The organism is Paenibacillus sp. CECT 9249 (assembly GCF_918697855.1).
GTDB lineage: Bacteria > Bacillota > Bacilli > Paenibacillales > Paenibacillaceae > MSJ-34.
Map to the genome: position 1 here is coordinate 49812 of NZ_CAKKLI010000023.1, position 22495 is coordinate 72306.

Annotated in this window: 21 protein-coding genes; 15 read left to right on the top strand and 6 right to left on the bottom strand. The window is 48.2% G+C overall.

The window, feature by feature from the left end; all coding sequences use genetic code 11:
* Positions 1–47 precede the first annotated feature (47 nt).
* From cyoC to LQ229_RS16510, 4 genes are read left to right on the top strand one after another with little or no spacing between them, the layout of a single operon-like run.
* On the top strand, positions 48–602 hold the full coding sequence (gene cyoC, locus LQ229_RS16495; RefSeq protein WP_230192314.1) for a cytochrome o ubiquinol oxidase subunit III: 555 nt from the start codon (positions 48–50) through the stop codon (positions 600–602).
* On the top strand, positions 603–932 hold the full coding sequence (gene cyoD / locus LQ229_RS16500; protein ID WP_216538224.1) for a cytochrome o ubiquinol oxidase subunit IV: 330 nt from the start codon (positions 603–605) through the stop codon (positions 930–932).
* Complete coding sequence (locus LQ229_RS16505; protein ID WP_230192300.1) at positions 929–1276, top strand: cytochrome c; 348 nt, start codon at positions 929–931, stop codon at positions 1274–1276. Before cyoD ends, LQ229_RS16505 begins: the two co-directional genes overlap by 4 nt.
* A gap of 52 nt (positions 1277–1328) precedes the next feature.
* Entirely contained in the window at positions 1329–1868 is a 540-nt protein-coding gene (locus tag LQ229_RS16510; RefSeq protein WP_216538236.1) for an SCO family protein, read from the top strand.
* Positions 1869–2029: 161 nt separating this feature from the next.
* On the opposite strand, the gene LQ229_RS16515 is transcribed toward LQ229_RS16510, so the two are convergent.
* From LQ229_RS16515 to LQ229_RS16525, 3 genes are all read right to left on the bottom strand, one after another.
* Positions 2030–3475 (bottom strand): PLP-dependent aminotransferase family protein, encoded by a 1446-nt coding sequence (locus tag LQ229_RS16515; protein ID WP_230192315.1) that lies wholly within the window; start codon positions 3473–3475, stop codon positions 2030–2032.
* Between the two features lie 193 nt (positions 3476–3668).
* On the bottom strand, positions 3669–4085 hold the full coding sequence (locus tag LQ229_RS16520; protein WP_356711058.1) for a CBO0543 family protein: 417 nt from the start codon (positions 4083–4085) through the stop codon (positions 3669–3671).
* Positions 4045–5049, bottom strand: a complete 1005-nt coding sequence (locus tag LQ229_RS16525; RefSeq protein WP_356711042.1) for a DUF2515 domain-containing protein — start codon at positions 5047–5049, stop codon at positions 4045–4047. Before LQ229_RS16525 ends, LQ229_RS16520 begins: the two co-directional genes overlap by 41 nt.
* 210 nt (positions 5050–5259) lie before the next feature.
* Here LQ229_RS16525 and shc point away from each other — a divergent pair, with 210 nt between their 5' ends.
* The 5 genes from shc (at position 5260) to LQ229_RS16550 (ending at position 11143) form a co-directional block, all read left to right on the top strand.
* Positions 5260–7134: a squalene--hopene cyclase gene (gene shc / locus LQ229_RS16530; protein ID WP_230192302.1), complete on the top strand. Its 1875-nt coding sequence runs from the start codon at positions 5260–5262 to the stop codon at positions 7132–7134.
* A 92-nt stretch (positions 7135–7226) separates the two neighbouring features.
* On the top strand, positions 7227–8123 hold the full coding sequence (aepX, locus tag LQ229_RS16535; protein WP_230192303.1) for a phosphoenolpyruvate mutase: 897 nt from the start codon (positions 7227–7229) through the stop codon (positions 8121–8123).
* A 2-nt stretch (positions 8124–8125) separates the two neighbouring features.
* Complete coding sequence (gene aepY, locus LQ229_RS16540) at positions 8126–9310, top strand: phosphonopyruvate decarboxylase (RefSeq protein ID WP_230192316.1); 1185 nt, start codon at positions 8126–8128, stop codon at positions 9308–9310.
* The gene (locus LQ229_RS16545; protein WP_216538228.1) at positions 9279–10409 is read left to right on the top strand and encodes a 2-aminoethylphosphonate aminotransferase; all 1131 of its coding nucleotides are present in this window, start codon (positions 9279–9281) and stop codon (positions 10407–10409) included. Before aepY ends, LQ229_RS16545 begins: the two co-directional genes overlap by 32 nt.
* Positions 10406–11143: a YheC/YheD family protein gene (locus LQ229_RS16550; RefSeq protein ID WP_290370042.1), complete on the top strand. Its 738-nt coding sequence runs from the start codon at positions 10406–10408 to the stop codon at positions 11141–11143. Before LQ229_RS16545 ends, LQ229_RS16550 begins: the two co-directional genes overlap by 4 nt.
* Positions 11144–11542: 399 nt before the next feature.
* Here the strand turns inward: LQ229_RS16550 and LQ229_RS16555 are convergent, their stop codons facing one another.
* Positions 11543–14878 carry a discoidin domain-containing protein gene (locus LQ229_RS16555; protein ID WP_230192305.1) on the bottom strand — a complete coding sequence of 1112 codons (3336 nt, stop codon included), beginning with the start codon at positions 14876–14878 and terminating at the stop codon, positions 11543–11545.
* Between the two features lie 537 nt (positions 14879–15415).
* On the opposite strand from LQ229_RS16555, the gene LQ229_RS16560 reads away from it, so the two are divergent.
* Both LQ229_RS16560 and LQ229_RS16565 read left to right on the top strand, forming a co-directional pair.
* Positions 15416–15901: an Rrf2 family transcriptional regulator gene (locus tag LQ229_RS16560; protein WP_216540294.1), complete on the top strand. Its 486-nt coding sequence runs from the start codon at positions 15416–15418 to the stop codon at positions 15899–15901.
* Between the two features lie 56 nt (positions 15902–15957).
* Positions 15958–16848, top strand: a complete 891-nt coding sequence (locus tag LQ229_RS16565) for a class I SAM-dependent methyltransferase (protein ID WP_230192306.1) — start codon at positions 15958–15960, stop codon at positions 16846–16848.
* Positions 16849–17005: 157 nt separating this feature from the next.
* Here LQ229_RS16565 and LQ229_RS16570 read toward each other — a convergent pair whose 3' ends face one another.
* Positions 17006–17623, bottom strand: a complete 618-nt coding sequence (locus tag LQ229_RS16570) for a class I SAM-dependent methyltransferase (RefSeq protein WP_230192307.1) — start codon at positions 17621–17623, stop codon at positions 17006–17008.
* A gap of 256 nt (positions 17624–17879) precedes the next feature.
* On the opposite strand from LQ229_RS16570, the gene LQ229_RS16575 reads away from it, so the two are divergent.
* Positions 17880–18638, top strand: coding sequence for a class I SAM-dependent methyltransferase (locus LQ229_RS16575; protein ID WP_216540297.1), 759 nt, complete (start codon positions 17880–17882; stop codon positions 18636–18638).
* Positions 18639–18792: 154 nt separating this feature from the next.
* Positions 18793–19164, top strand: a complete 372-nt coding sequence (locus LQ229_RS16580; protein WP_216540298.1) for a transposase — start codon at positions 18793–18795, stop codon at positions 19162–19164.
* 155 nt (positions 19165–19319) lie between these two features.
* On the opposite strand, the gene LQ229_RS16585 is transcribed toward LQ229_RS16580, so the two are convergent.
* A complete protein-coding gene (locus LQ229_RS16585; RefSeq protein ID WP_230192308.1) occupies positions 19320–20231 on the bottom strand; it encodes a polysaccharide deacetylase family protein in 912 nt (303 codons plus the stop codon).
* Positions 20232–20497: 266 nt separating this feature from the next.
* Here LQ229_RS16585 and LQ229_RS16590 point away from each other — a divergent pair, with 266 nt between their 5' ends.
* A complete protein-coding gene (locus tag LQ229_RS16590; protein WP_216540300.1) occupies positions 20498–20899 on the top strand; it encodes a BlaI/MecI/CopY family transcriptional regulator in 402 nt (133 codons plus the stop codon).
* Positions 20896–22431, top strand: coding sequence for a M56 family metallopeptidase (locus tag LQ229_RS16595; protein WP_216540301.1), 1536 nt, complete (start codon positions 20896–20898; stop codon positions 22429–22431). The genes LQ229_RS16590 and LQ229_RS16595 overlap by 4 nt, the downstream gene beginning before the upstream one ends.
* The last annotated feature ends 64 nt before the right edge of the window (positions 22432–22495 follow it).

Below are 22495 nucleotides of genomic sequence, written 5' to 3' on the forward strand. Positions count from 1 at the left end.
ATGACGATCAACCGGCATTCCATTCGGATCGTCACGAGCATCCGGATATGGAGGAAATGCGCACCTTCGGATTTTGGATTTACTTGATGACGGATGTAATTATATTCGGGACGTTATTCGCTGCCTATATTGTCTTGCAAGGCAACAGAGACGGCGGGCCCGGACCTGAAGAACTGTTTGAGCTGGGCGGTATTATTGCAAGCACTCTTATTTTGCTGACCAGCAGTTATACGAGCGGTCTCGCCGTGCTGTCTATGAATAAAGGCAATCGTCAGGCCCTAATGGGCTGGCTCGGCGTCACGGCATTGCTCGGTGCGGCATTCATCGTACTGGAAGTCAATGAATTTGTTCATCTGGTACACGAGGGAGCCACCATCGGCACAAGCGCTTTTCTATCGGCTTTCTTTACCTTGGTTGGGACTCATGGGCTTCATGTATCTATAGGATTGGTCTGGATGGTTGCCTTGATTCTTCAACTGGCCAAGCATGGCATTACGCCGGTAACGAAACGTAAAGTGAATGTGATTAGCCTGTTTTGGCATTTTCTTGACGTCGTCTGGATTTTTGTCTTTACGATTGTCTATTTGATGGGGGTGAGCTAGATGACGAAGCATGATATGACCGCTCCGCATGACGCCGGAAGCCACGGCTCCTTGAAATCCTATACGATCGGTTTCCTGTTCTCCATTATGTTGACGATCATTCCCGTTGCGGTCGTTGTATTTGGCTGGCTCGAGGGAATGGCGAACACCATCGTTCTGATGACGGCGGCCGTACTGCAGTTTGTCGTTCAACTCATTTATTTCATGCATCTGCGGGAGGAGAAAAAGCCTCGTTACAATCTGGTGACCTTGATTCTTGGTTTGTTCATTTTGCTCCTTATCGTTGTCGGCTCGATGTGGATTATGATGTTCAATCAGGTGGCAACATGAGCAGGACTTCCGCAAATGTTACGATTTTTCTTATTGTTATGATTTTGCTTGTCATCACCGCGTGTAATAAGGAGACGAGGAACCAGGTTCATCATGAGGGAACGACTCCCCCTGTTGAAGCAAACGCAGCGGCATTATATAAGAAACAATGTTTGTCTTGCCATGCTGCCGATTTAAGCGGAAAGGTGGGACCGGATTTGCGGGGGATCGGTTCTAAAATGGCGGAAAAGCAATTATTTGAGATAATTCATGATGGTGCAAAGGGCATGCCGGCATTTAAAAAAAGTTTGAGTAAAGAGGAAATGGAAGCTTTGGCGCAATGGCTCGCGGCAAATAAATCATAAAAGTGAGGGATTTTCGTTGAAAAAGGCGGCACTCTGCGTGTTGTTCTGTTTGATGATCATGATAGCTGCCGCATGCGGCAGCGGAAAGCCGAATCAGCTTGGTTATCAGGTTGTACCTTTTGAAGCCGTCAACCAGTCTGGTGACCCGATGTCCTTGTCCCATTTAAAAGGCAAGGTTTGGATCGCAGATTTTATATTTACGTATTGTGCAACAGTGTGTCCGACCATGACGGCTAATATGTCCGAATTGCAAACGCGGTTAAAATCAGCAGGCGTTGAGGCAGAGTTAGTTTCTTTCTCTGTGGATCCGGAACGTGACGATCCCGCAGCGCTAAAACAATACCTTTTAAAATTTGATGCCGATTTCTCGAATTGGCATGCGTTAACCGGCTACGAGTTTAACGAGATCAAAACATTTGCTCTGGATTCGTTTAAGACTGTCGTTGCCGAGGATACGTCATCCGATCAAGTCATTCACGGTACTTCGTTTTTTCTGATTGATCCGTCGGGGACCGTGGTTGCCAAGTATGATGGAATGACGGATACGCCTTACGATCAAATTATAAGAGATGTGAAGGCATTGCAGCGATAGGTTGGTAGAGATTGGCGGCTTGCTGCTTGTCGTTGTGGGCATTTTGCTGTACTTTGATAAAGTGAGTATAATCAATTCGTGGTTTTAAATCGTCTTTGCTTACAATGAAGGGGAATGAAAAGCTTATATAGATCGGATCTATACAAGCTTTCATTCCCCTTTTAGCTTGATTTGCCAAGAACGCCCCGTAGCGATGAGGCAAATTTCAATGTGCCCGCGACGATTTCTTCTGCCTTAGGCCTTGCATAAGTGAATCTCACATATCCGGAATCGGAACCATAGACGCTGCCGGGAACAAAGATAACTCCATTACGGATCGCTTCCTCCAACAATTTATGATCATTCACCTCGGGAGCTATCTTGCACCACAAATGCAAGCCTCCTTGCGGAATCGAGAAGCTGACCAAGTCCGGCAATTCTTTCTGAAGCGTCTCGATCAATAAATCCCGTTTATAGAGCAGATCCGTTCGCAGCCGCTCCAAATGAGGTTGGACATATGAAGATCTCAAGAACTGCGCGGCAACCTTTTGAGGAACGACGCTAAGTCCGAAATCCATCTGCTGTCTGGCATCGGCCAGCCGCTCTACAACGGAATGAGGAGCGACCATCCACCCGACGCGCAACCCGGAAGCTGCGATTTTGGAGAAGGATCCGATGTAAATGACGGAGCCGATTGAATCATTTGCTTTCAGCGGCATCGGAGGAGTTCCATGATAAGCGGTGAGGCTATAAGGGTCATCTTCCACAATCGGAAGGCCCAACTCGCTCGCAACATCCAGCAGTTCCATTCGGCGTTTCTCGTCAAGAACCGTTCCTGTTGGATTGTGATAGTTGGGATTAATGAAGATCATCTTAATCCGATGTTTTTTATATAGAGTACGAACATCCTTGGGGCGGACACCTTTATCGTCGACCGGAAGACGGAACAATCGAAGGCCGGCCGATTGAAACATCGGCAACGAGTAGCAATAAGAAGGATCTTCAATGGCTACCGCATCCCCGGGAGTAAGCAAACATTGCGTAATTAAATATAATGATTGCTGAGAGCCGGATGTAATAAGAATCGACGATTCTGTCGTTTGAATACCCCGATATTGATCTAAATACGCGACGAGTATTTCTCTAAGTGGAACAAACCCTTGCGGATTGTCATAACCAAGATATTCCGTATAGTGGTTTTCATCGATCAGAGTATTGATTTCTTCCACAGGAGAAATGTCCGCGCCCAGTTCGCCGCTGGCAAAGTCAATCAACGTTTTGTCTTTTTGGAGAGCTTCCCGGATCCGTCGCAAAAAAGGCAGATTGGGTAAAAAACTTCCGCCTTCTACATACCGATGCCAGTTGGGGGTATGCTTCGGAGTAGCTCCCCATTTATATTTACTAACACGGGTCCCGCTTCCGGTACGGCTTTCGATGATTCCAAGCGCACGCAGCTCCGCATAAGCAAGGATAACCGTGCTTCGATTCACTCCTAATTGTTCGGCTAATTTCCGCTCCGAAGGCAGCAGACTGCCTGGCGGAAATTCGCCATATGAAATTCTTCGTTCGATGTCGTCGGCAATTTGCTGATAAAGCGGTTGGTTGCTGTTACGAATCGGCTTCCAGATGATAATCACCTCCTCCGTATAAGTTTCAGATAGAGTGTCGAAAAATCATCTTTATCATAACATTTGGCATGTACATGGAGAGCCGCTCAAATTGACGAATGTATATCAATCTGTTGAACTTGGATGGTGGTTTGGTTTGTAAATTGGATGGTCTCTGTTTACGAAGAGGTGCTCTCTTCGCTTAGTACGGGAGTTATTCCTGTTTTCTCAGCCCCAAATAAACTCCTGAAATGGCCGTAAAAAACAGGAAATAACCGAAGAAGCTGTATAGATGCATCCACTGATCGGAATGAATAAACATCCCTAGCCGCTCTGCTACAGTTTCCAACATCGGCATCAACAGGCTGACAAAGAGGATCATGCAGGCCTTCCCCCATCTATTCGCTTGGGAAAGGCAGTACAGGAAAACGATTGTGAATAGAGGCAGCACGATTAAAGTGAAGACGATATGAATCGGGAAGATCTCCGGCAAAAGCCTGTGCGGAAAATGGTACAACCCTTTACCGACAAAATAGAGATCCAAATACGTGCCGACCAATGATGCCAATACGGCACATGCGAAGCTATCTTTATTCCAAAAGGCTGATCGTTTTTTTGGCAAGCGCGGCAACTTCGAGCCGCTCCAATGTTTTACAGTATTCATCCTTGATCTCCCCGTCCATCATTTCCAGGTCATCCGCTAAATAATCCGCCACGCTTAGATCTTGAAACCAATCCCCCGGTTCCGCTTCCGGCTGGCTGATATTTTTCCAGGCATGCTCAAGCCTCGGGCTATAAACTCTCCTCGCTCCCTTGCGAAGCCGGCACGATTTCAACCGCAACGGATAGGGAATTCCCGGCGCACCTTCATGTACGTCATTGAATACATGCGGCCAGTAATCCTTCCTTGATCCGGTATGCGGATGACGTTTCGCCCAATCCAATACCTGACGATGGAAATCGTTATTTTTAAACAAAACGGCATACAGCTTTTTTCCAAGTAAAATTCGCTCATGGAGTGATTGGAATTCACGGAGTGTCTGTCCCTTTACATTCTCACCCTCCGCAGGAAAAAGAATTTGATTAAAGGACAGCCAATTCTGAAGATGAAATTCGAGTTTGTTTAACACTTCTTTTTGATAATGGGGATTTTGAACAACCCTTAGTTCCAGGTAGCTTTGTTCGTTGACGACTAACGCTATGCAATGCATATACGTATCTCTGACTTTCCAAAAATAGTTCCAAATCGTTTCCATAAATATGGAAACATTTAGTTGAGGCAGCAAATAAAACAGGGGTCTATTCTGTTTTAAACTTTCCTCGTAGAGTAGAAATTGCGGGTAAACATCCTGGAAAATCAACCAGTTGCCGCGTTCCAAAAAATGAAAAAAAGCTTCCCGATCTTTTTCCGGCAGCAGTTTGGTTAGAAATTCTCCCTTGAGATCGGTCATATTCCATCCGCCATTCCGCGATACCATATGTCCCAAAAATGCCCAGTGGATTTCGGGATGCCGGAGATAAAACTCGAGATAGGCTTTCGTTCTGGTCACATTATTTAGGTTGTGGCCCTGTGTAATGGATCTAATGTCGCGCACAAGCTTTTTTTCTGTAATAGTCAACTCTTTCGGGATGGCAGGGGAACGTTTCTTTCTTCTCTTTAATTCCTTGCGGATCGTTTCAAGCGGTGTTGTTTTGCGGACTCTTGTAAACAGGATAGCGGCTTCCCTCCCTTACGAATTCTCTATGGCAGTAACGAATATGTATAGCTTTAAGATGCTTTTGTACGAGGAAGGAGCACTGGAATGATGGATACCGCGAAAGGGATCGGATGGATGATCGAAACGCTTCGTAAAGACCAGTCCCCTGACGGCTCATGGGCTTATCCGTTTGAGACGGGGATTTCCACAGATGCCTATACGATCATTTTATTACGCACTTTAGAGATTGATGATGAGGAATTCATCGAAGGGCTGTGCCGAAGAATTGTAAGCAAACAACAGAAAAACGGAGCGTGGAAGCTCTATCGCGACGAAGGAGAAGGCAATGTAACCGCCACGTTGGAAGCCTATTATGCACTGCTGTTTTCCGGATACTACCGGAAAGAAGACGAGCGCCTTCACGCCGCCAAAACGTTTATCCTCGCTAACGGCGGTTTATCGGAAGTAAGTGCGTTTACGAAAATTATGCTGGCGCTGACCGGACAATATCAATGGCCTTCGTTAAGCCCTCTGCCGATTGAAATGATTCTGCTTCCGCGCAGCTTCCCAATCAATTTCTATTCTTTATCCGTTTACGGGCGTGCCAATCTGACTCCGATTATGATATTGGCCGACAACAAGTTTTCCATGAAAACAACCTATACTCCCGACCTGTCCGATTTGAAACGGATCGGCGATGGCGAGGACGAATGGGTTCGCTCAAAGGAATGGCGCTCGCTGCTCTCCTTGATTCGGGACGGAGTCGCAAGATTGCTCGGCATCCCGAGGGAATTGCACCGGTTAGCGCTTGAGCGCGCCCAACAATATATGCTGGACCGTTTGGAGCGGGACGGAACGTTGTACTGTTATTACAGCAGTACCTTTTTGATGATTTTCGCCCTCCTTTCCTTAGGGTACAAAAAAACCGATCTGGTCATTATCAAAGCCGTTGCGGGAATTCGGGCCATGAAATGCGAAATGAACGGTCTCCCCCATATGCAATACACCACGGCCAATGTGTGGAATACCTCGCTAATCGGTTATGCTCTTCAGGCAGCGGGGGTTTCGCATCAAGACCCGATGGTGGCGAAGGCAAACCGGTATTTGCTAAGCCGCCAGCATGACCGCTTTGGCGACTGGGCCGTGCATAATCCGGGCAGCTTGCCGGGCGGCTGGGGATTTTCCGACGCGAATACGATGAATCCGGACGTGGATGACACGACGGCCTCGTTAAGGTCCATATCCGGAATATCGTTGCAGAACCGGGCGGCCTGGGACCGGGGCGTCAATTGGCTGTTGTCAATGCCAAACGATAACGGCGGCTGGGCTGCTTTTGAAAAAAATACCGATTCCAAGCTGCTGGAATTCCTTCCGATTGAAAAGGGCCGCTTTTTGCTGACGGACCCCTCTTGTGCGGATTTGACCGGGAGAACGCTTGAATTTTTCGGGAACTATACGAACGTTCCTACCAGCCATCCCGTGATCCGGAACGCTATCAATTGGCTGTTGAAAAATCAACGGAAGGACGGGTCGTGGTACGGACGCTGGGGCATTTGTTATATTTACGGAACATGGGGTGCGATGACAGGTTTGAAAGCGGCCGGCATATCGCCAAGCCACCCAAGCATGCAAAGGGCGGCGGCATGGCTGGAAAGCATTCAAAATTCGGACGGCGGCTGGGGCGAGTCGTGTCAAAGCGACATGCAAATGACCTACGTTCCGTTACGGACGAGCACGCTGACGGATACGGCTTGGGCGCTGGATGCCTTGATAACGATTGCCGACAAGCCGGCTTCAGCCATTCGTAGAGGAATCGCCTATTTGCTGGATTCCCTTGAGAAAGAGGATTGGACGACAGACTATCCGAAGGGCCAAGGGATGGGAGGAGCGTTCTATATCCATTATCATAGCTACCGGTATATCTTTCCTCTGCTTGCGTTAGCGCATTATCGAAGGAAGTTTGAAGCCGGTTCTTCAGAATAACATGAATTTGCACTGTCTTTTCCGCTTTAATCCCATTCATTTTCAAATTCGACAACATAGATTAGATCATCATTTATTGAAGGGGCCAGCTTATGAAAAAAACATCAAAATTAAAGCATTTAGTCCAAACGCAAAACTTGGAGTTTTTAATGGAAGCCCATAACGGACTGTCGGCCAAAATCGTTGAGGAGACCGGATTTAAAGGGATTTGGGCCAGCGGTTTATCCATATCTGCGGCAATGGGCGTGCGGGATAATAACGAGGCTTCTTGGACTCAAGTTTTGGATGTGTTGGAATTTATGAGCGATGCGACTTCCATTCCCATTTTACTCGACGGGGATACGGGATATGGAAACTTCAACAATGCAAGGCGATTGGTTAAAAAGTTGGAACAACGACAGATCGCAGGGGTTTGCATTGAGGATAAAGTGTTTCCGAAAACGAACTCGTTTATTAACGGCAATGCCCAGCCGCTAGCGGATATCGATGAATTTTGCGGCAAGATTAAAGCGATGAAAGACGCTCAATTAGACGAAGACTTTCTCGTCATCGCGAGAGTGGAAGCATTTATTGCCGGCTGGGGGTTGGAAGAGGCGCTGAAACGCTCGGAAGCTTACGGTCAAGCCGGCGCCGATGCGATCCTTATGCATAGCAGCAGGTCGGACATTGCGGAAATTGAAGCATTTATGAAAGAATGGGATGGCAGGCGCCCGGTCGTTATTGTACCGACAAAATATTATTCCGTCCCTACCAAACGGTTTGATGAATTGGGGGTCAGCCTCGTCATCTGGGCGAACCACAACGTAAGGGCGGCTCTTGACGCCATGCAAAACATTTCGAAACAAATTTACCTTGATCAAAGTCTGATTCATGCGGAAGGTAATGTAGCGCCCCTTGAAGAAGTTTTCAGGCTTCAAGGGGCCGAAGAGCTTCGTGCGGCGGAACGGAAGTATTTTCCTTCAACGGCAGCAGGCTCAGGTGAGCGATAGTGATCCAGACGGAACGGTTAGGAGAACAATTGCAACATCTTGGGTTTCAATTTTATACCGGGGTTCCGTGCTCGCATCTGAAATATTTAATTAATTATGCCATTAACGAATGCGAGTATGTTGCAGCGGCCAATGAGGGGGATGCGGTCGCCATCGCATCGGGGGCGTTTATCGGAGGGAAAAGATCGGTCGTATTAATGCAAAATTCGGGGTTGGCGAATGCCGTTTCGCCTTTAGTATCGCTTAATTATCCTTTTCGGATTCCGCTGCTCGGCTTTGTCAGCCTCCGGGGCGAACCGGGCGTGCCTGACGAACCGCAGCATGAGTTAATGGGGAATATGACAACTCGGCTATTGGAGCTAATGCAAATCGAATGGCGGTATTTGTCTTACGACATGGATGAAGCGATGCAGCAACTAATTGAAGCAAGCCGATGGATCGATCGCAACCGGTCATTTTTCTTTGTCGTCAGAAATCGGACATTCGATCAAGTGGCATTGAGAAAACAGGAGCTTGTCTCGAGAATGAATCATTTGCAAACGGCAAGGCAAGAGGCCGATCAGTATCCGTCCCGGTACGAAGCGCTAACGGTCATTAATGCGATGAAGGACCGTCATACGGTACAGCTGGCGACAACAGGAATAACCGGCCGGGAATTGTACGAAATCGAAGATAGCCCCAATAACCTTTATATGGTTGGTTCCATGGGGTGCGTAAGCTCATTTGGGCTTGGACTTGCTCTGACCCAACGCAACAACAATAAGGATATCGTCGTGATTGACGGAGACGGTTCCGTGCTAATGCGGATGGGGAGTTTGGCTACGAACGGAACGTATAGCCCCCCCAATATGCTGCATATTTTGCTTGACAATAACGCTCATGATTCGACGGGAGGGCAAAGCACGGTTTCGCATAATGTTCAATTCGTAAAGATCGCCGCTTCCTGCGGTTATGTTCAATCGATTTACACACACAATCTGGCAGAGCTGCAATGGGCGATGGAGGAATGGAAAAGGACAAAAGGGCTGACTTTCCTCTATATGAAAATTTCCAAAGGTTATAGGGAGCAGTTGGGCCGCCCTCAAATCAAGCCGTTCGAAATCAAGCAACGTTTGCAGTCGTTCCTCAGGAATGACCCGCCGGAAGGGGGACAGTATGAAAAGCGTCAAGAGGAATATTTTGCTTAATCCCGGTCCCGCTACAACGACCGATAGCGTTAAATTGGCGCAGGTGGTGCCGGATATTTGCCCTCGTGAAGCGTCATTCGGCCGTTTGATGGAATCGGTCTCCGAAGACCTAGCAGCTCTGGCGGGAGATCCTTCCTATTATACAACAGTATTGTTTAGCGGTTCGGGTACCGCGGCGGTTGAATCCATCCTTAGCTCCGTGATCGATCAAGAGGCTGTGGTCATCATCAATAACGGCGCATACGGGAAACGGATGTGCGAGATTGCGCAAACGTATCGGCTGAATGCCGTGGAATTTGCAAGCCCGTACGATGAGGCGATCGATCTGTCCGCGCTGGAAACTATGATTCAATGTTCACCCCACAACATTTCACATCTTGCCGTTGTCCATCACGAGACGACGGTCGGTCTTCTCAACGATATTCAGGCCATCGGTGATCTATGCAGACGATATCGGATCGACATGATCGTAGACGCTATGAGTTCATTTGGAGCCATCCCTATTGAAATGGAACAAATGAATATCAGCTATATGGCCGCGAGCTCCAATAAAAATCTGCAAGGAATGGCGGGTATCGCATTCGTCATCGCGAATAAGAGGAAATTGAATCGCTTAAAGAACAAGCGGCCGAGAAATTATTATTTAGACCTGTATGCGCAGTATCAATATTTTGCGGAAACGCTGCAGATGCGCTTCACTCCGCCCGTACAAACGTTCTATGCGCTGAAACAAGCCATCGAAGAATTAAAGCGGGAAGGGGTCGAAGCGCGATATGCAAGGTATGCCCGATCGTGGAAAACGTTAATCCAAGGCATTTCACGGCTTGGCTTAAAGCATCTCGTGGAAGAACGGCATCATTCCAAACTTGTGACTTCTATCCTTGAACCCCATTGCAGCGGATACGATTTTCGAGAGATGCATGATTTTTTTTATAGCAACGGTTTTACGATCTATCCCGGTAAATTGGAAAAGACGAACACGTTTCGAATCGCTAATATCGGGGATATCACTTACCAAGACATTGAAGCATTTTTGGCATTGCTGGAGCACTATCTGAAAGGAATCCAGTACTTGCATCGAAAGGCGGATAGCATATGACTAAGGGAGCGAACAAATTAGGAAAATACAGGTTCATGAAAGGATCCCCGCAATTGGCGCCTCACCTGCCCGCAACGAGAAGACTGACGAAAAGAAACTTTAACCATTTTCTTGCAAGATTCGGATCCGTAATCGTGAAACCCAATGGCGGCAGCGGGGGAGCCGGCATCATCCGAGTGACGGCTGCGGGAAAAGCGCGATACGTCTTGCATAAAGAAAACAAAAGAACAACCGTCAGGGGAAAACATACAGCTTACGCGCGTGTCAGAAAAAGAATCGGGCTCCGCCGATATATTGTCCAACGCCGAATTCAACTTGCTACCATCAACAAACGCCCTTTCGACGTAAGAGTAATTGTGCAACGTAGAAGAAATTCGCATGAATGGACGGTTACCGGGGAATTGGCCAAGGTGGCCGGCAAGGGGTACATCGTCACCAATAACACAAGAAGCAAAGGAAGGTTGCTGCCGATTCGAACCGGAATTGAAAGATCGTCGCTCGGAAACCGTTCCGTCGAAACGATGGTGTCCGACCTTCATCGGGTTGCATTAGCGGCAGCAGCGAGATTAAATCAATATTACCCGCGGAAACGTATTTTTGGTCTGGATATGGGATTGGATCGGAACGGCCATGTTTGGATTATTGAAGCGAATAAAGCGCCCTCCATGTCCCATTTTATTAAGATGAAAAATTATGAAACGTACCGTCGAATTATGAGCTACAAAAGAGGTTGAATTTATACTGATCAAAAGGGAGAATGATTGAATTCTCCCTTTTGATCGTGTCGCGTGTGACGCGCTATCCTTTTCGCTGCATCGATCATCGTCGTTAGTTTCGAAAAGAGTCAATTTCACAATACCGCTGGCGGCTGACGACTCATCGAGCGCGCTAACGAAACGTGCACACGCTAATCGCCTGTAAACCACCTTGTTTCTCGTGTAACGAAACTGAAACACTCTAATGAGGGGAAAAAGGCGGTAAAACCGGTGATTTCCAATGAATAACGATGCGTACTTTCGTTAGGATGGGCACGTCTTCATTTTTGAGCCCAATAAGGATGGTCAGTTTCGTTAGCGTTAAACAAGAAGCAGAGGTTCTCGCGGATCTCTCTGCGGCGCGTGCTTTGCTTTTGCTTACCAGTTGTTTCCCGAAACTCTTGTAATATGGAAGTTAGGACTCTTGCTCTCGCCGTATATGGCCGCAACGCCCGGGTTATTCACCAACACGTTCGTAAAGCTTGCTTCGCCGACAACCGGCCCTTGCCCCTGCTCCGCGCTTGCGACAAGCTTAATGCCATAGCGTGCAGGATTGTTAATGTTGACATTTTCGATTCGAATGTTCCGCATAGCGAGGTTTTCAGGCGATTTCGTTTGGAACATTAAGCCGAAGTATACAGGATGATTAATGTCGACATTTTTTAACACGATATTCTTGAAGGCCCGATCTCCTCCAAAGAACCATACCGCTCCGAAATTTTGATAATCGTTAATCTTATCGTCTGCCCCTACGCTGGTCCAGAAATCCCCGCCGGTGCGATCCAAGGTGACACCGTCGATGACGGTATCCTGATCGCCAAAGCCCAATGTATTGTAGCCGAAGCTTAAGCTGCTTATCGTAAGTCCGGGATAAGTGAGCGTATCCGCTCCGTACAGATTTTGATACAAATTATCCGAACCGCCGTAAATGGCAAAGGCAGCGGCCCGCCTTACATTGGTTGCGGTAAGATTGGTATATTGATTGCCGACATTATAGGAGCCGCCGGAATCAATGGCGCTGAACAATGCAAAAGCGTCGTCTCCCGCCCCTCTGGAGTAATTGTTGTCAATGATGTTATAGGATGAGCCGTTGGTCATATTGATTCCGTCTGCAAAGGTGTTTTTAATGCGGTTATCCTTAAACGTATTGTAGGAGGAATTGACGCCCCAATACAAGCAGACAAAATGCTCGACCCATAGATTTTGGATCGTTACGTTCTGCATGGCGTTGCCATCGATGAATTTGCCCGGTCCGTCGACGCGGTATACGTAATTGCCCCATGCGGAAAGGTCTTTAATCGTGGAGCCGTTAGCTGTAGAGCCAATATTGAATCCGACATCGGTATTGGTTTGATTTTGCGGCGCTACCAGCTTGGTATGCCAAGGCCCGGCGCCGATAATTTCAGTGGCGCGCCCGTACAAATAGATTTTGCCATTGATCGTCCACTCTCCCGCGGGAATAAAGATTCCTTTTTTGCCGGGATCTTGCCTAAACTCGTTTAGCGCTTGCTCAATCGATTTGGAGGATGAAACCTCGACGTATTTACCGGGATCGGGATTGGAAGCGGGCGGAGCGACAAGTTCTGTCTCAATCATATCTATATAAATCCAAGGCACGTCTCCGGCATCTTTTTGAATTCTGATTTTCGTTCCCGCCTGATAGACCTGGTCAAGCATAAGCTGGGAATCCTCATAGAGCCAGTAAGCGGTTCGGCCTGCGCCAGGCTGATTATTATAACCCAACTCTCCCAGCGTGCTTGGCGTTGCGTATACGTAGGAGAATTTGGACGATACATTGAATTTTCCCTTGTTCACTCCATCCGCATAAATGCTAATGGTGCCGGTTGTATTTTCCGCGACTGCATTGCGGAGCACAAAGGCGTTTGCAGGCGCGGGAAGCGTAAATTCTACGTATTGGCCGGCATTATTCAAATAGACGGCGGAACGTCCGGAGGCTTCGCCGGCAAAGTCGCCAAGCTTGAAGTTTGGCGTCAGTCTTGTGCCGTTCGTTGTGTTGGAAGGATCCTCCGCTTCTATAATCGTAAACGGCATATTCGCGCCGCGTCCTGAATACAGGCTTGCCGAGCTTGAATTGTTGGCTTGCTTGATGGCTTCTTCATTGCTATCGGCGGCGACGGTTGCCGTTACCGTATAGCTGCCGTTGACCGCAGTCCAGGTACCCATCGTAATATTGGCTGACGCGCCGGCTGCTAGCTCGCCGTTATAGTTGCCGTTCCAGGTTTGAATGGTAGCGCCTGCGGCACTTTTGAGCACAAGCGTAATCGGATGGTCTCCGCCGCCGGAAGCAATATTGCCCTGATTCTTAAGGCTGACGGTGAAGGTTACCGTATGGCCGGCGCTTGGATTGCTTGGATTCCATGAGGGAGTTACAATCAAGTCCGAACTGGTTACGGGTGCGATTGTTAAAGGCGACGGACTCGTATAGCTGTTGTTGCTCTCGTTCCGTTCGATAATGGCGTTGCTCTCGTCTACCTTGGAGCTGACGGTATAGGATCCGGCATTTCTTGCACCGATATTCGCAGATACGGTTGTTGATGCGCCGGCAGTCAGTGCGTTCACCGGAGCGGAGCCGACAAGCTCGGTTCCTAAATAGAAATTGACCGATGTTGCGGGTGAGTCGGCATCGCCGATATTTTGCACGGTGGCGTTAAGGGTAATGGCGCTCGTCTCGACCGGAGCGGTTGGGGTCCACGATAGATCGGTAACGGTCAAGTCCGGGTTTGGAGCGGGTGTGCCGTATACTTCAAACTCGGCAACTTGGCCGGCAGGCGCTCCGGAGTTCGTCGTAATATTCAGACGCACTTCCTTCACTGTTGCTGTAACGGGAATCGTTACCGAGTTGCCTGTAGCCGGATCAAACGTATATGATTGGGCCGAAACAAGATTGTTGAAGGCGGCCGAGTTCTGATGATTGCCAAGCACTTGAATCGTTTGCGTGCGCGTACTCCATTCGTTGGCCGGGTTAAGCTTGACGACGATGGAACTTATATGATGGTCGGCGCCAAGATCGACAGTCAGTTGGCTCGGATTGCCGTTTCCTTCCCAATAAGTAGCGATATTGCCGTCATTGGCATTGGCTGCTACAAACGTATGGACGGAGGAGGAAGCGGTAATCGGTTTGTTCAAGGCGATATTCGTGCCGTCAGGAGGCTCTGGCGTTTCGCTTTCGCCGTAAATTTCCAATTCGGAAACCTGTCCTGCAGGCCACCCGGTGTTAGCGGTAAAATGAAGCCGCACATAACGGGTGCTCGTTGCATCAAAGTTGATCGTCACGGTATTGTTGTTGATCGAGGGATGAAAGGTATAGCTTGCCGAGTCCACAATATTGGCAAAGCTTGAGCCGTTCGTGCTGCCCTGTACAGTCAAAGTTTGTGTGCGCTCCTCCCAGCCGGCAGGCAGCTTAAGCACGATCCGATCAATGGTAGCGCTTGCGCCAAGATCCACTTGAAGCCATTGCGGGAAAGCGTTGTTTACACTCTCCCAATACGTACTTTGATTGCCGTCGGTCACATTGCCGGCAACATACACATCGGCGTATCCGGCAGCCGTTGCCGTCTTGCCTAGAGCCAGATTAGCCCTGTCTGCAGCGGATGATGGGGAAGGGTACAGCGTAATTTGCGACAACAATACAACAAGTACAATGAGCCTGATGAATAGTGGGGTTTGCTTTAACTTTTTTGTCAAAATAAACACCTCCTAATCAGATCAAATTTCAAAAGACGGTCGTCCTCTGTTTGCGAATAAAGCCCCTACAAACACCTCCTTATAAAAAAATGGATACTTTTTCCTTTTTATCATAGTGCAGATGTCTTGCTTTCTGAAGTGGCAATCCTACGATGATTGTATGCATTTCTATGAAATAGTAAAAAGAGGAATAATATGGGTCTCTATTTGCTTTACCGATCGCATTTCGAAAACAGAAATCGCGATTGGAGCCCTGATCCTGTAATGATAAGACAAAAAATCACACACAATGAGCGGCCCACGGTATCGATCCGACGATTCTATTCGAAATTTCGTACATAAATCGCCGATTTGAGTCCTGATTCCATAAATGTGTACGAAAAATCACACACAAGGGGCTTCGCAGGCGTTGAATCCGACGATTCTATTCGAAATTTCATACCCAAATCGCGATTGGATGAAATGTCATTGCAAATTGGAGTCGAATCGATTATTATGGATATGGTAGGTCCATAATTAAATCGTGTTGGGAAGGGAGGGGGAAACATGCAGTTCTCCAAAAGTACGGATTACGCGCTGCACGCCTTGATTCATTTGGGTCACTCGGAGCGTGGCAACAACATCGGAATCAAGGAATTATCCGCGACGCTTGGCGTTTCGGAAAGCTATTTATCCAAAATCATGTCCAAGCTGAGGCAGGATGGCATCGTACGCGCCGTGCCGGGGGTGAACGGCGGTTACGAGCTTGCACGGCCGGCCGATCAGATTGCGTTTCTTGATGTGATTCAAGTGATTGAAGGAAGGCAGCAGTTGTTCGAATGCTCGAATACGAATTCGCAGCAGCATCGGTTGTTAGCGGAAGAGGGGGCTGCACAGCGGGATCACGAATGTTCAGGAAAGAGCGAATGCTTGGTTGAGAAGGTGATGAACGGTGCGGAACAGCATCTGTACCAATATTTGCGGGGACACACAATCCAGTCGGTACTGGATGAGGCTTTCAAGCGTTGCAATCATGAGGCCAACAAGAAGTGAACCGCTTCTTGCGCTTTAATTACGGATATTGTAGATCTATGGAGGTGCGATTGATAATGAACGATTTTTTCAACGCGGACATTTGGGAAAAAGCGTGGAAAGAAGATGCCGATACCGGCGTAAAAAAGATGAAAAAGGCCGGAATCGATCCGGCCAGAGCCTTTGACCATAAGGCCAAGACTTTCAACGAACAATCGTTTAACGAAGAGGGAAGAAAACGAACCAAACGAATCATGAACTGGATTGAAGGACAAGGAGTTCGATTCGAAAACGCTTCTGTTCTGGATATTGGCGCCGCTTCGGGAGTGTTCTCAGTGCCATTCGCGGAGCGAGGGGCCCGTGTAACCGCCGTAGAGACCTCTCCCCCGTTGGTCGAATTGTTGGAAGCAAACATCGCAAAATTCGCCGAAGGCCAGGTGAAGATTGTGCCCGAACCGTTCGAAGAGATTGACGTGCAGGCCAAAGGCTGGAGCCAGGCGTTCGATCTCGTCTTTGTCTCGATGTGCCCGGTCATTCACAATTGGGAAAGCGTGGAAAAGGTACTCCATTGCGCCCGGAAGTTTTGTTATATCAGTATGCCGGCGAGTCCTGCAGAGCACAGTCTGGTGAATGAAATCTGGCCGCTCGTCACCGGTCGGCCCTTCCATACGAAACAGATGGAAATCGGATATTTGCTGCATCTGCTGTATCTTAAAGGCTATGCATACGAGTCGCTTATTACGCGGGAAACGAAAACGACGGAAGTTTCTCGAGAAGAGGCGTTGCAGGAAGCGATGATCTGGCTTCGCCATCACGGTCTGCCTGCGGATGAGCGGAATCGTAAAACGGTAGCGGACTATTTGGAGCAAACGTATCCGTCCGGCAAAGTGGCCATCCGGCAGGGCGGACGCTTTGGCAAGGTGCTGATTCGATTGCAGGATCAGAACATGTACACGAGGGAGATTTGAGTCCGGCGCGGCGGGCCAGACATTAGGAAACGATCCGCAAATGGCGGGAGGCGAAGGGGAATTTCCTTATGGCTTCCCCGCCTCCCGATGTCTTATTATATTGCCGAACTCTCGTTGCGAAGAAACTGTTTTTCAAGATCGTCCGAATAGGAGGCGGTTACATTTTAGTAAGTAAGATTTTTCGATACATACCGTTAAGTAAGGCTGGCACATCTTCCTCCACTTGAACATGGTTCTCGTAGGGTTTTACGATCTGCTCAAAATGACGGCCAATGTCTGTTCCCATCATTGCTACGATGGGACGAAGGATTTTCTTCATGGCAGGCAATTCCCGAGAGGGAGGAGCGAATTTATCGAAAATAAGGATATGTCCCCCACTTCGAGTAACCCGTAACATTCCCTGAAAGCATTGATCCGGATTGGGGACGACAGATAAGATCAGGTTCGCAATAACCATATCGAACGATTCCGGTGAAAAGGTCAAATCTTGCGCGTCCATCTCCATAAACTTAAAGTTAGGTACATCATACTTTTTCTTGGCTTTGTCCAGCATTTCGGGTGACAAGTCGATTGCCGTTACAGAGACATCGTTCCCCATAATGAACTGCAAGTCTGCACCTGTCCCTACGCCCACAAAAAGAATTTGGCTGTTAGCTTTAATGTCGAGGTCCTCAAAAATCTTTTTCCGAGCCTTTAGAAAAGGACCGGAATTAAAGAAATAATCGTAGAAGGGGGCCCATACCCGATAAATCACTTTATTCCAAGGGTTATTCATACGCGATCATTTTCCTTTCACTCTTTACAAACGAAGGATGTTCAAGGTATATACGTTTTTATCTTCAATATGTTCCGTTTTATTTTTCATTTGTTGCGTACTGTTTTTGCCTGTGGTAGTATTTGGATTAATTCTAATGAAAGTAGGCGATTTTCATGACAGTCAGCTCTTTCCAATCAAACGCTATATTAGAGGTACGGAAGGTATAATATCGATTATTAATCTTCCGTGTCTTATAAAACGGAGGAGAAAACGAATGTTCAGTTATTACAGTAATCTGTGTACGGAAGTATATAATCTTACCAAACCTGTCGGGCACTCGCTCGGAGGCGATATCGAGTATTATCTAGATAGACTTAAATCTTGCCGAGGTCGAATTCTGGAAGCGGCCGTAGGCTCCGGTCGTATGCTCATTCCGCTTCTCGAGTCAGGACTGCTTGTAGACGGGATTGATTATTCCCCTGAAATGTTGGCTTCTTGCCGTAAGCGCTGCGAAGAGCGAAACTTAAAGCCGGTATTGTATGAAGGAGAATTACAAAATTTTTCGTTGTCTCATCAATACGAGGCTATCATTATCCCGACCGGGTCTTTCTGCTTGATTGAGAATCGTAAAGACTCGATTAGCGCCCTGCAATGTTTTTATAAGCATCTGGTTCCTGGAGGACGGGTTATTATTGATCTTATTTTTCCCGAAAACTGGGAAGCAGGAAAGATCTCTACGTCAACCTATACGTTCCCTTCAGGGGATGTCATTACATTAGAAAACAAGCCGGTAGAATTTAATATGCTCCATCAATCTACGGTTTCCTACCTAAAATATGAGAAATGGCGCAACGGAAAACTCATTCAATCCGAGTTGCAGCGTTTTGCGCTGCGCTGGTACGGTATTGAGGAATTCAAGCTTGTATTGGAAAACATCGGATTCTCAGATATTGTATGCTCTGCCGACTATCTATACGGTAAACAACCGACAAACGGGAATCAGGTATTCACATTTGAAGCGGTTCGAAAGTAAAATTGCACATTCATGAGGGGCTGTCCAAAAAAGTCAGTGAAAACTGACTGCTGGACGCCCCGTTTTTGTTGAATATGAAAAATGTACACAAAAAAACCGTCTTTTCCTGTAAAATGAAAGTTACCACTCAATCATTCAAAAAAGGACGGTTTTTATGCGTAATCTGACGACTACTACTGAACAGTATACCATGCAATTGACACTTCCTCTAGGGGATGTGGAAGAAAAAACGGTTTCCAAACGAAATCTTGCTCCCACCTTTAAAGCCTACGATAACAAACAGATGCACATGATTTTGGATCTGGGGGCACTTATCCCCGACCATCATGTGGCCCGCGTCATTGATGAGATGATTGAAGCCATCCCCGACGAGTTGTTGTTCGCTCATTATGTGGGCGGGGGCCGAAGCCCTTACCATCCCAAAATGATGCTCAAAGTCATCCTGTACGGTTATTCGCAAAAGGTCTACTCTTGTCGCGGTATTGAAAAGCAGACAATTACATCACGATGGAGAACTACTTTTTAGACGGCACGAAGATCGAACCTGATGCGAACAAGTATTCTTTTGTGTGGGAAAATTGTACTTTTTGATATCAAAAGAAAAATAGATTCGTAAAGCCTGCAACTGCGCAGGCCTTTGGCCGTTATGATTGGCTGCTGCAGCAAGCCTGCGAACATGTCTCATTCTGTTGAGAAACTTGGGTCATTCAGCGCCTTTAATTGGGCGATCAGCTGTTCCGGCGATTGGTCGCCGCCGCCGGCGTTGATCCGGCGGCCAAAGCGGTCCGATCTGGTATTGATACCCGGCTGGATCGTAAATGCGAGTTCGATGTCCAACTTCTGCATAATCTTCAATGTGTGTTCTTGATCGTACTGCCCATAAGGGAAGGCAATAATTCCCATTTCATTAGACAACTCTTCTCGCAACCTCCGTTCCGCCGCCTCCAAATCGTTCGAGACGCGGCGGATATACTCCGTTGTCGTTTCCATTCGACCGTGGTCTTCCAGATAGAGCGGATGCGACAAAACGGCGCCTTTATGCCCGCTTGAATCGATGCGGCCGTAACGGTGAGAATCGAAGGTGTGGTTATAGAAGCTCATACCGGACTTTTGCATTTCCCTCATCTGCTCCCAGGTCAACTTCGGAATACCTTGGCGGTTCCGGTCATCAATCGACGATACGATAACGAAATTCGTGGCGGGATAATGGTACTTGCGCAAAATCGGATAAGCATGCGAATAGAAGCTTTCGTAACCGTCGTCGAACGTCAGAAGCACTGCATTATCGGGAACCGGCGCGCTTTCCATCATGTAACGGGCGTATTGCTCCATACTGATGACGTGGAATCCGTTCTCCTTCAGCAGATGCATTTGCTTCTGAAAGTCCCGAACCGCAAGGGAGGACAAACCGGGGGTAGTTTCCGTCTCTAGGTGATGATACATCAGAACCGCGACTTGGTCGGAATAATAAACGGGCTCTGACTGTGCGACCGAAGCTTCGCGTTTCGGAAAAGACGAGTCGCCCGCTAACAGAAAGAAAAGGATAATCAGAAACAGGATGGTAATCCACAACAGGGACAAGCTGCGAGTCATGGTGTCCTCCTCTGTGATATCGTTTGATATAGGAAGAATAGGGGAGACATCTTATCGATTCATCTCGGAATCGCTTAACAAAGCATTAACTTTTGCTTAAAATGAAATGACGGGATCCTTTGATAAGGAGCGAATAACCGCGTTAAGAAAAAGACTATAACATTAGTCTTTTTAGCAGCCGATATATATTGAAAGAGGGGGTCGCGCACGGTTTCGCTTCGCCGCTGCCGGCGCAAAATTTCATATGAACGGAAAGGAGAATGGCAATGCCGGACAGGAAACTTCATATAACAACCTCGGAACTTTCCGTTATGAAGGTGCTTTGGAAGGAGCAACGTTGTACCGCTTCGGTCATTGTGGAGCAAATTGAACGGCATAAGCGATGGCACTTCCGCACGATAAAATCTTTGCTTCGAAATTTGGTGAAAAGAGGGCTCGTCGGTTTTGAGGCAGACCGTCGAGACAGTCGGATTTATCATTACTTTCCACTGATAAGCGAGGAAGCGTATTTGGCGCAGGAACGGGAACATTTCCTGGAATTATATTATGACGGCAACATCGGAGCCATGCTAAACGGCTTCCTGAAGGATCGGCAAAACTCGCCGGAAGATCTGGAAGATATGCAGAAACTGCTACTGCAAGCCGCCGAACGGATTCGCTCCAAATGATCGCTTTGCAGATCGCTTTTGTCAAAGTGTTCGAGCTGTCAATGTCGGCCGCGGCGGTTGCGGCGATTGTTCTCTTATTCAGACGTGTCGTCCGGAGAAGGATTCACCCTTCATGGCTGATATGGCTTTGGATGATCTTGCTCGTCAAGCTGCTCTTTCCGTTGTCCGTTCCCGGCCTGGCAGGCATCGAGGACTGGACAGACCGTTACATTTATCAACAACGCTACGGTGTGGGTTGGGTGATGAATGCCGCCGCCGATTATTGGAACGAAGTCCGCTTTCAGGGACATTCGCGGCAGTCCGAAGCTTCCGCATTGCCAGGCTATGAGAACGGGAACGAAAAGCGAATCGGAGGTTTTCATTTCGATGAGGAAGCGAACTCGAACCGGCGTACGGGAGAAGCGCATACGCAGCTGTTGACGGCAATCTCTGCGGTTTGGCTGATCGGTTGTTTGGTCCGCGCAGGTGTAGGATGGCGGAATGCGAGGGGAATGAAGCTCCGCATTCGTCGTGCATTGCCTTGCCGGGACGCGGTCGCCATACGTCTGCTCCGGGAGTGCAAAACAGAAGTCGGCATTTCTTCTCCCGTCGAACTGCTGTTGGGGGGGACGGTTTTTCCGTTTCTTTACGGTCTGTTTAAGCCGCGGATCATCCTTCCATACGACTTTAAGGAACATTACACGGAGACGGAACTGCGCTTTATTTTACTGCATGAACTGCAGCATTGGAAGATGAAGGACGGCTGCCTTCAACTTGCGGCCAATCTGGTTCGACTCTTGCACTGGTTTAATCCGCTTGTCCATATGGCGTTCAATCGGCTTGGCGACGATGTAGAACTGCGCTGCGACAGGCGAGTGACGCGCACGCTGTCCGGTCCGGAGAAGGCCGCATATGGGCAGCTTCTGCTTAAACAGGGCGAGTTAAATTGTCGTCTGGCTCCGCGTCGACGGATCGGTTCCGCCGTTCATTGGTTGGAACGTCAATCTGTTCTGGCAGAGCGCGTTCGTGCCGTTGCTCTTTCGATTTGCGAGGTTAAGGCGACACGGCGCCAAAGAGCGGCGATCGGCATCCTGGCGTTCATCGTCGGGTTGTGCATGCTGCCCGGAGGAAGCGATTTCGCTCAGCGAACCGCAGCGGCGAACCCGCAACCGACCTTGTATGCCTTTTGGCTGGATGAATCGGTCAATCCGAGGAGCATGCGGACCGTTAGGGAGATGAGCGTATTAATGGCCGGACAGGCCGGTACAGCTAGCGATATTGTCTTGCTTCTTCGGCAACCGCAACAGAAGGACCGGCTTGCACAATGGCTTGCCTCGATACGAATGCTGCTTGTCGACGAACGTCATCCCGTCTCGATTGAAACCAGGCCGATTTTGCAAGGGATCGGGAGACGAGAGATGCGGCAAGGCAAAATTTTGGTGTTTCTCTATTACCCATACTACAATGGCAAATGGATGGGGATTAGCGGGGGGAAACGGAGTATCACCGATTTATCCACTTTGGAGCTCGTACAGCGAATCAATCTATATTAAGCGAGGAAGTGCCGGGAATAACGAGGCAACGTTACCGCATACTCGGTTTGCTTGTTAACGGCAT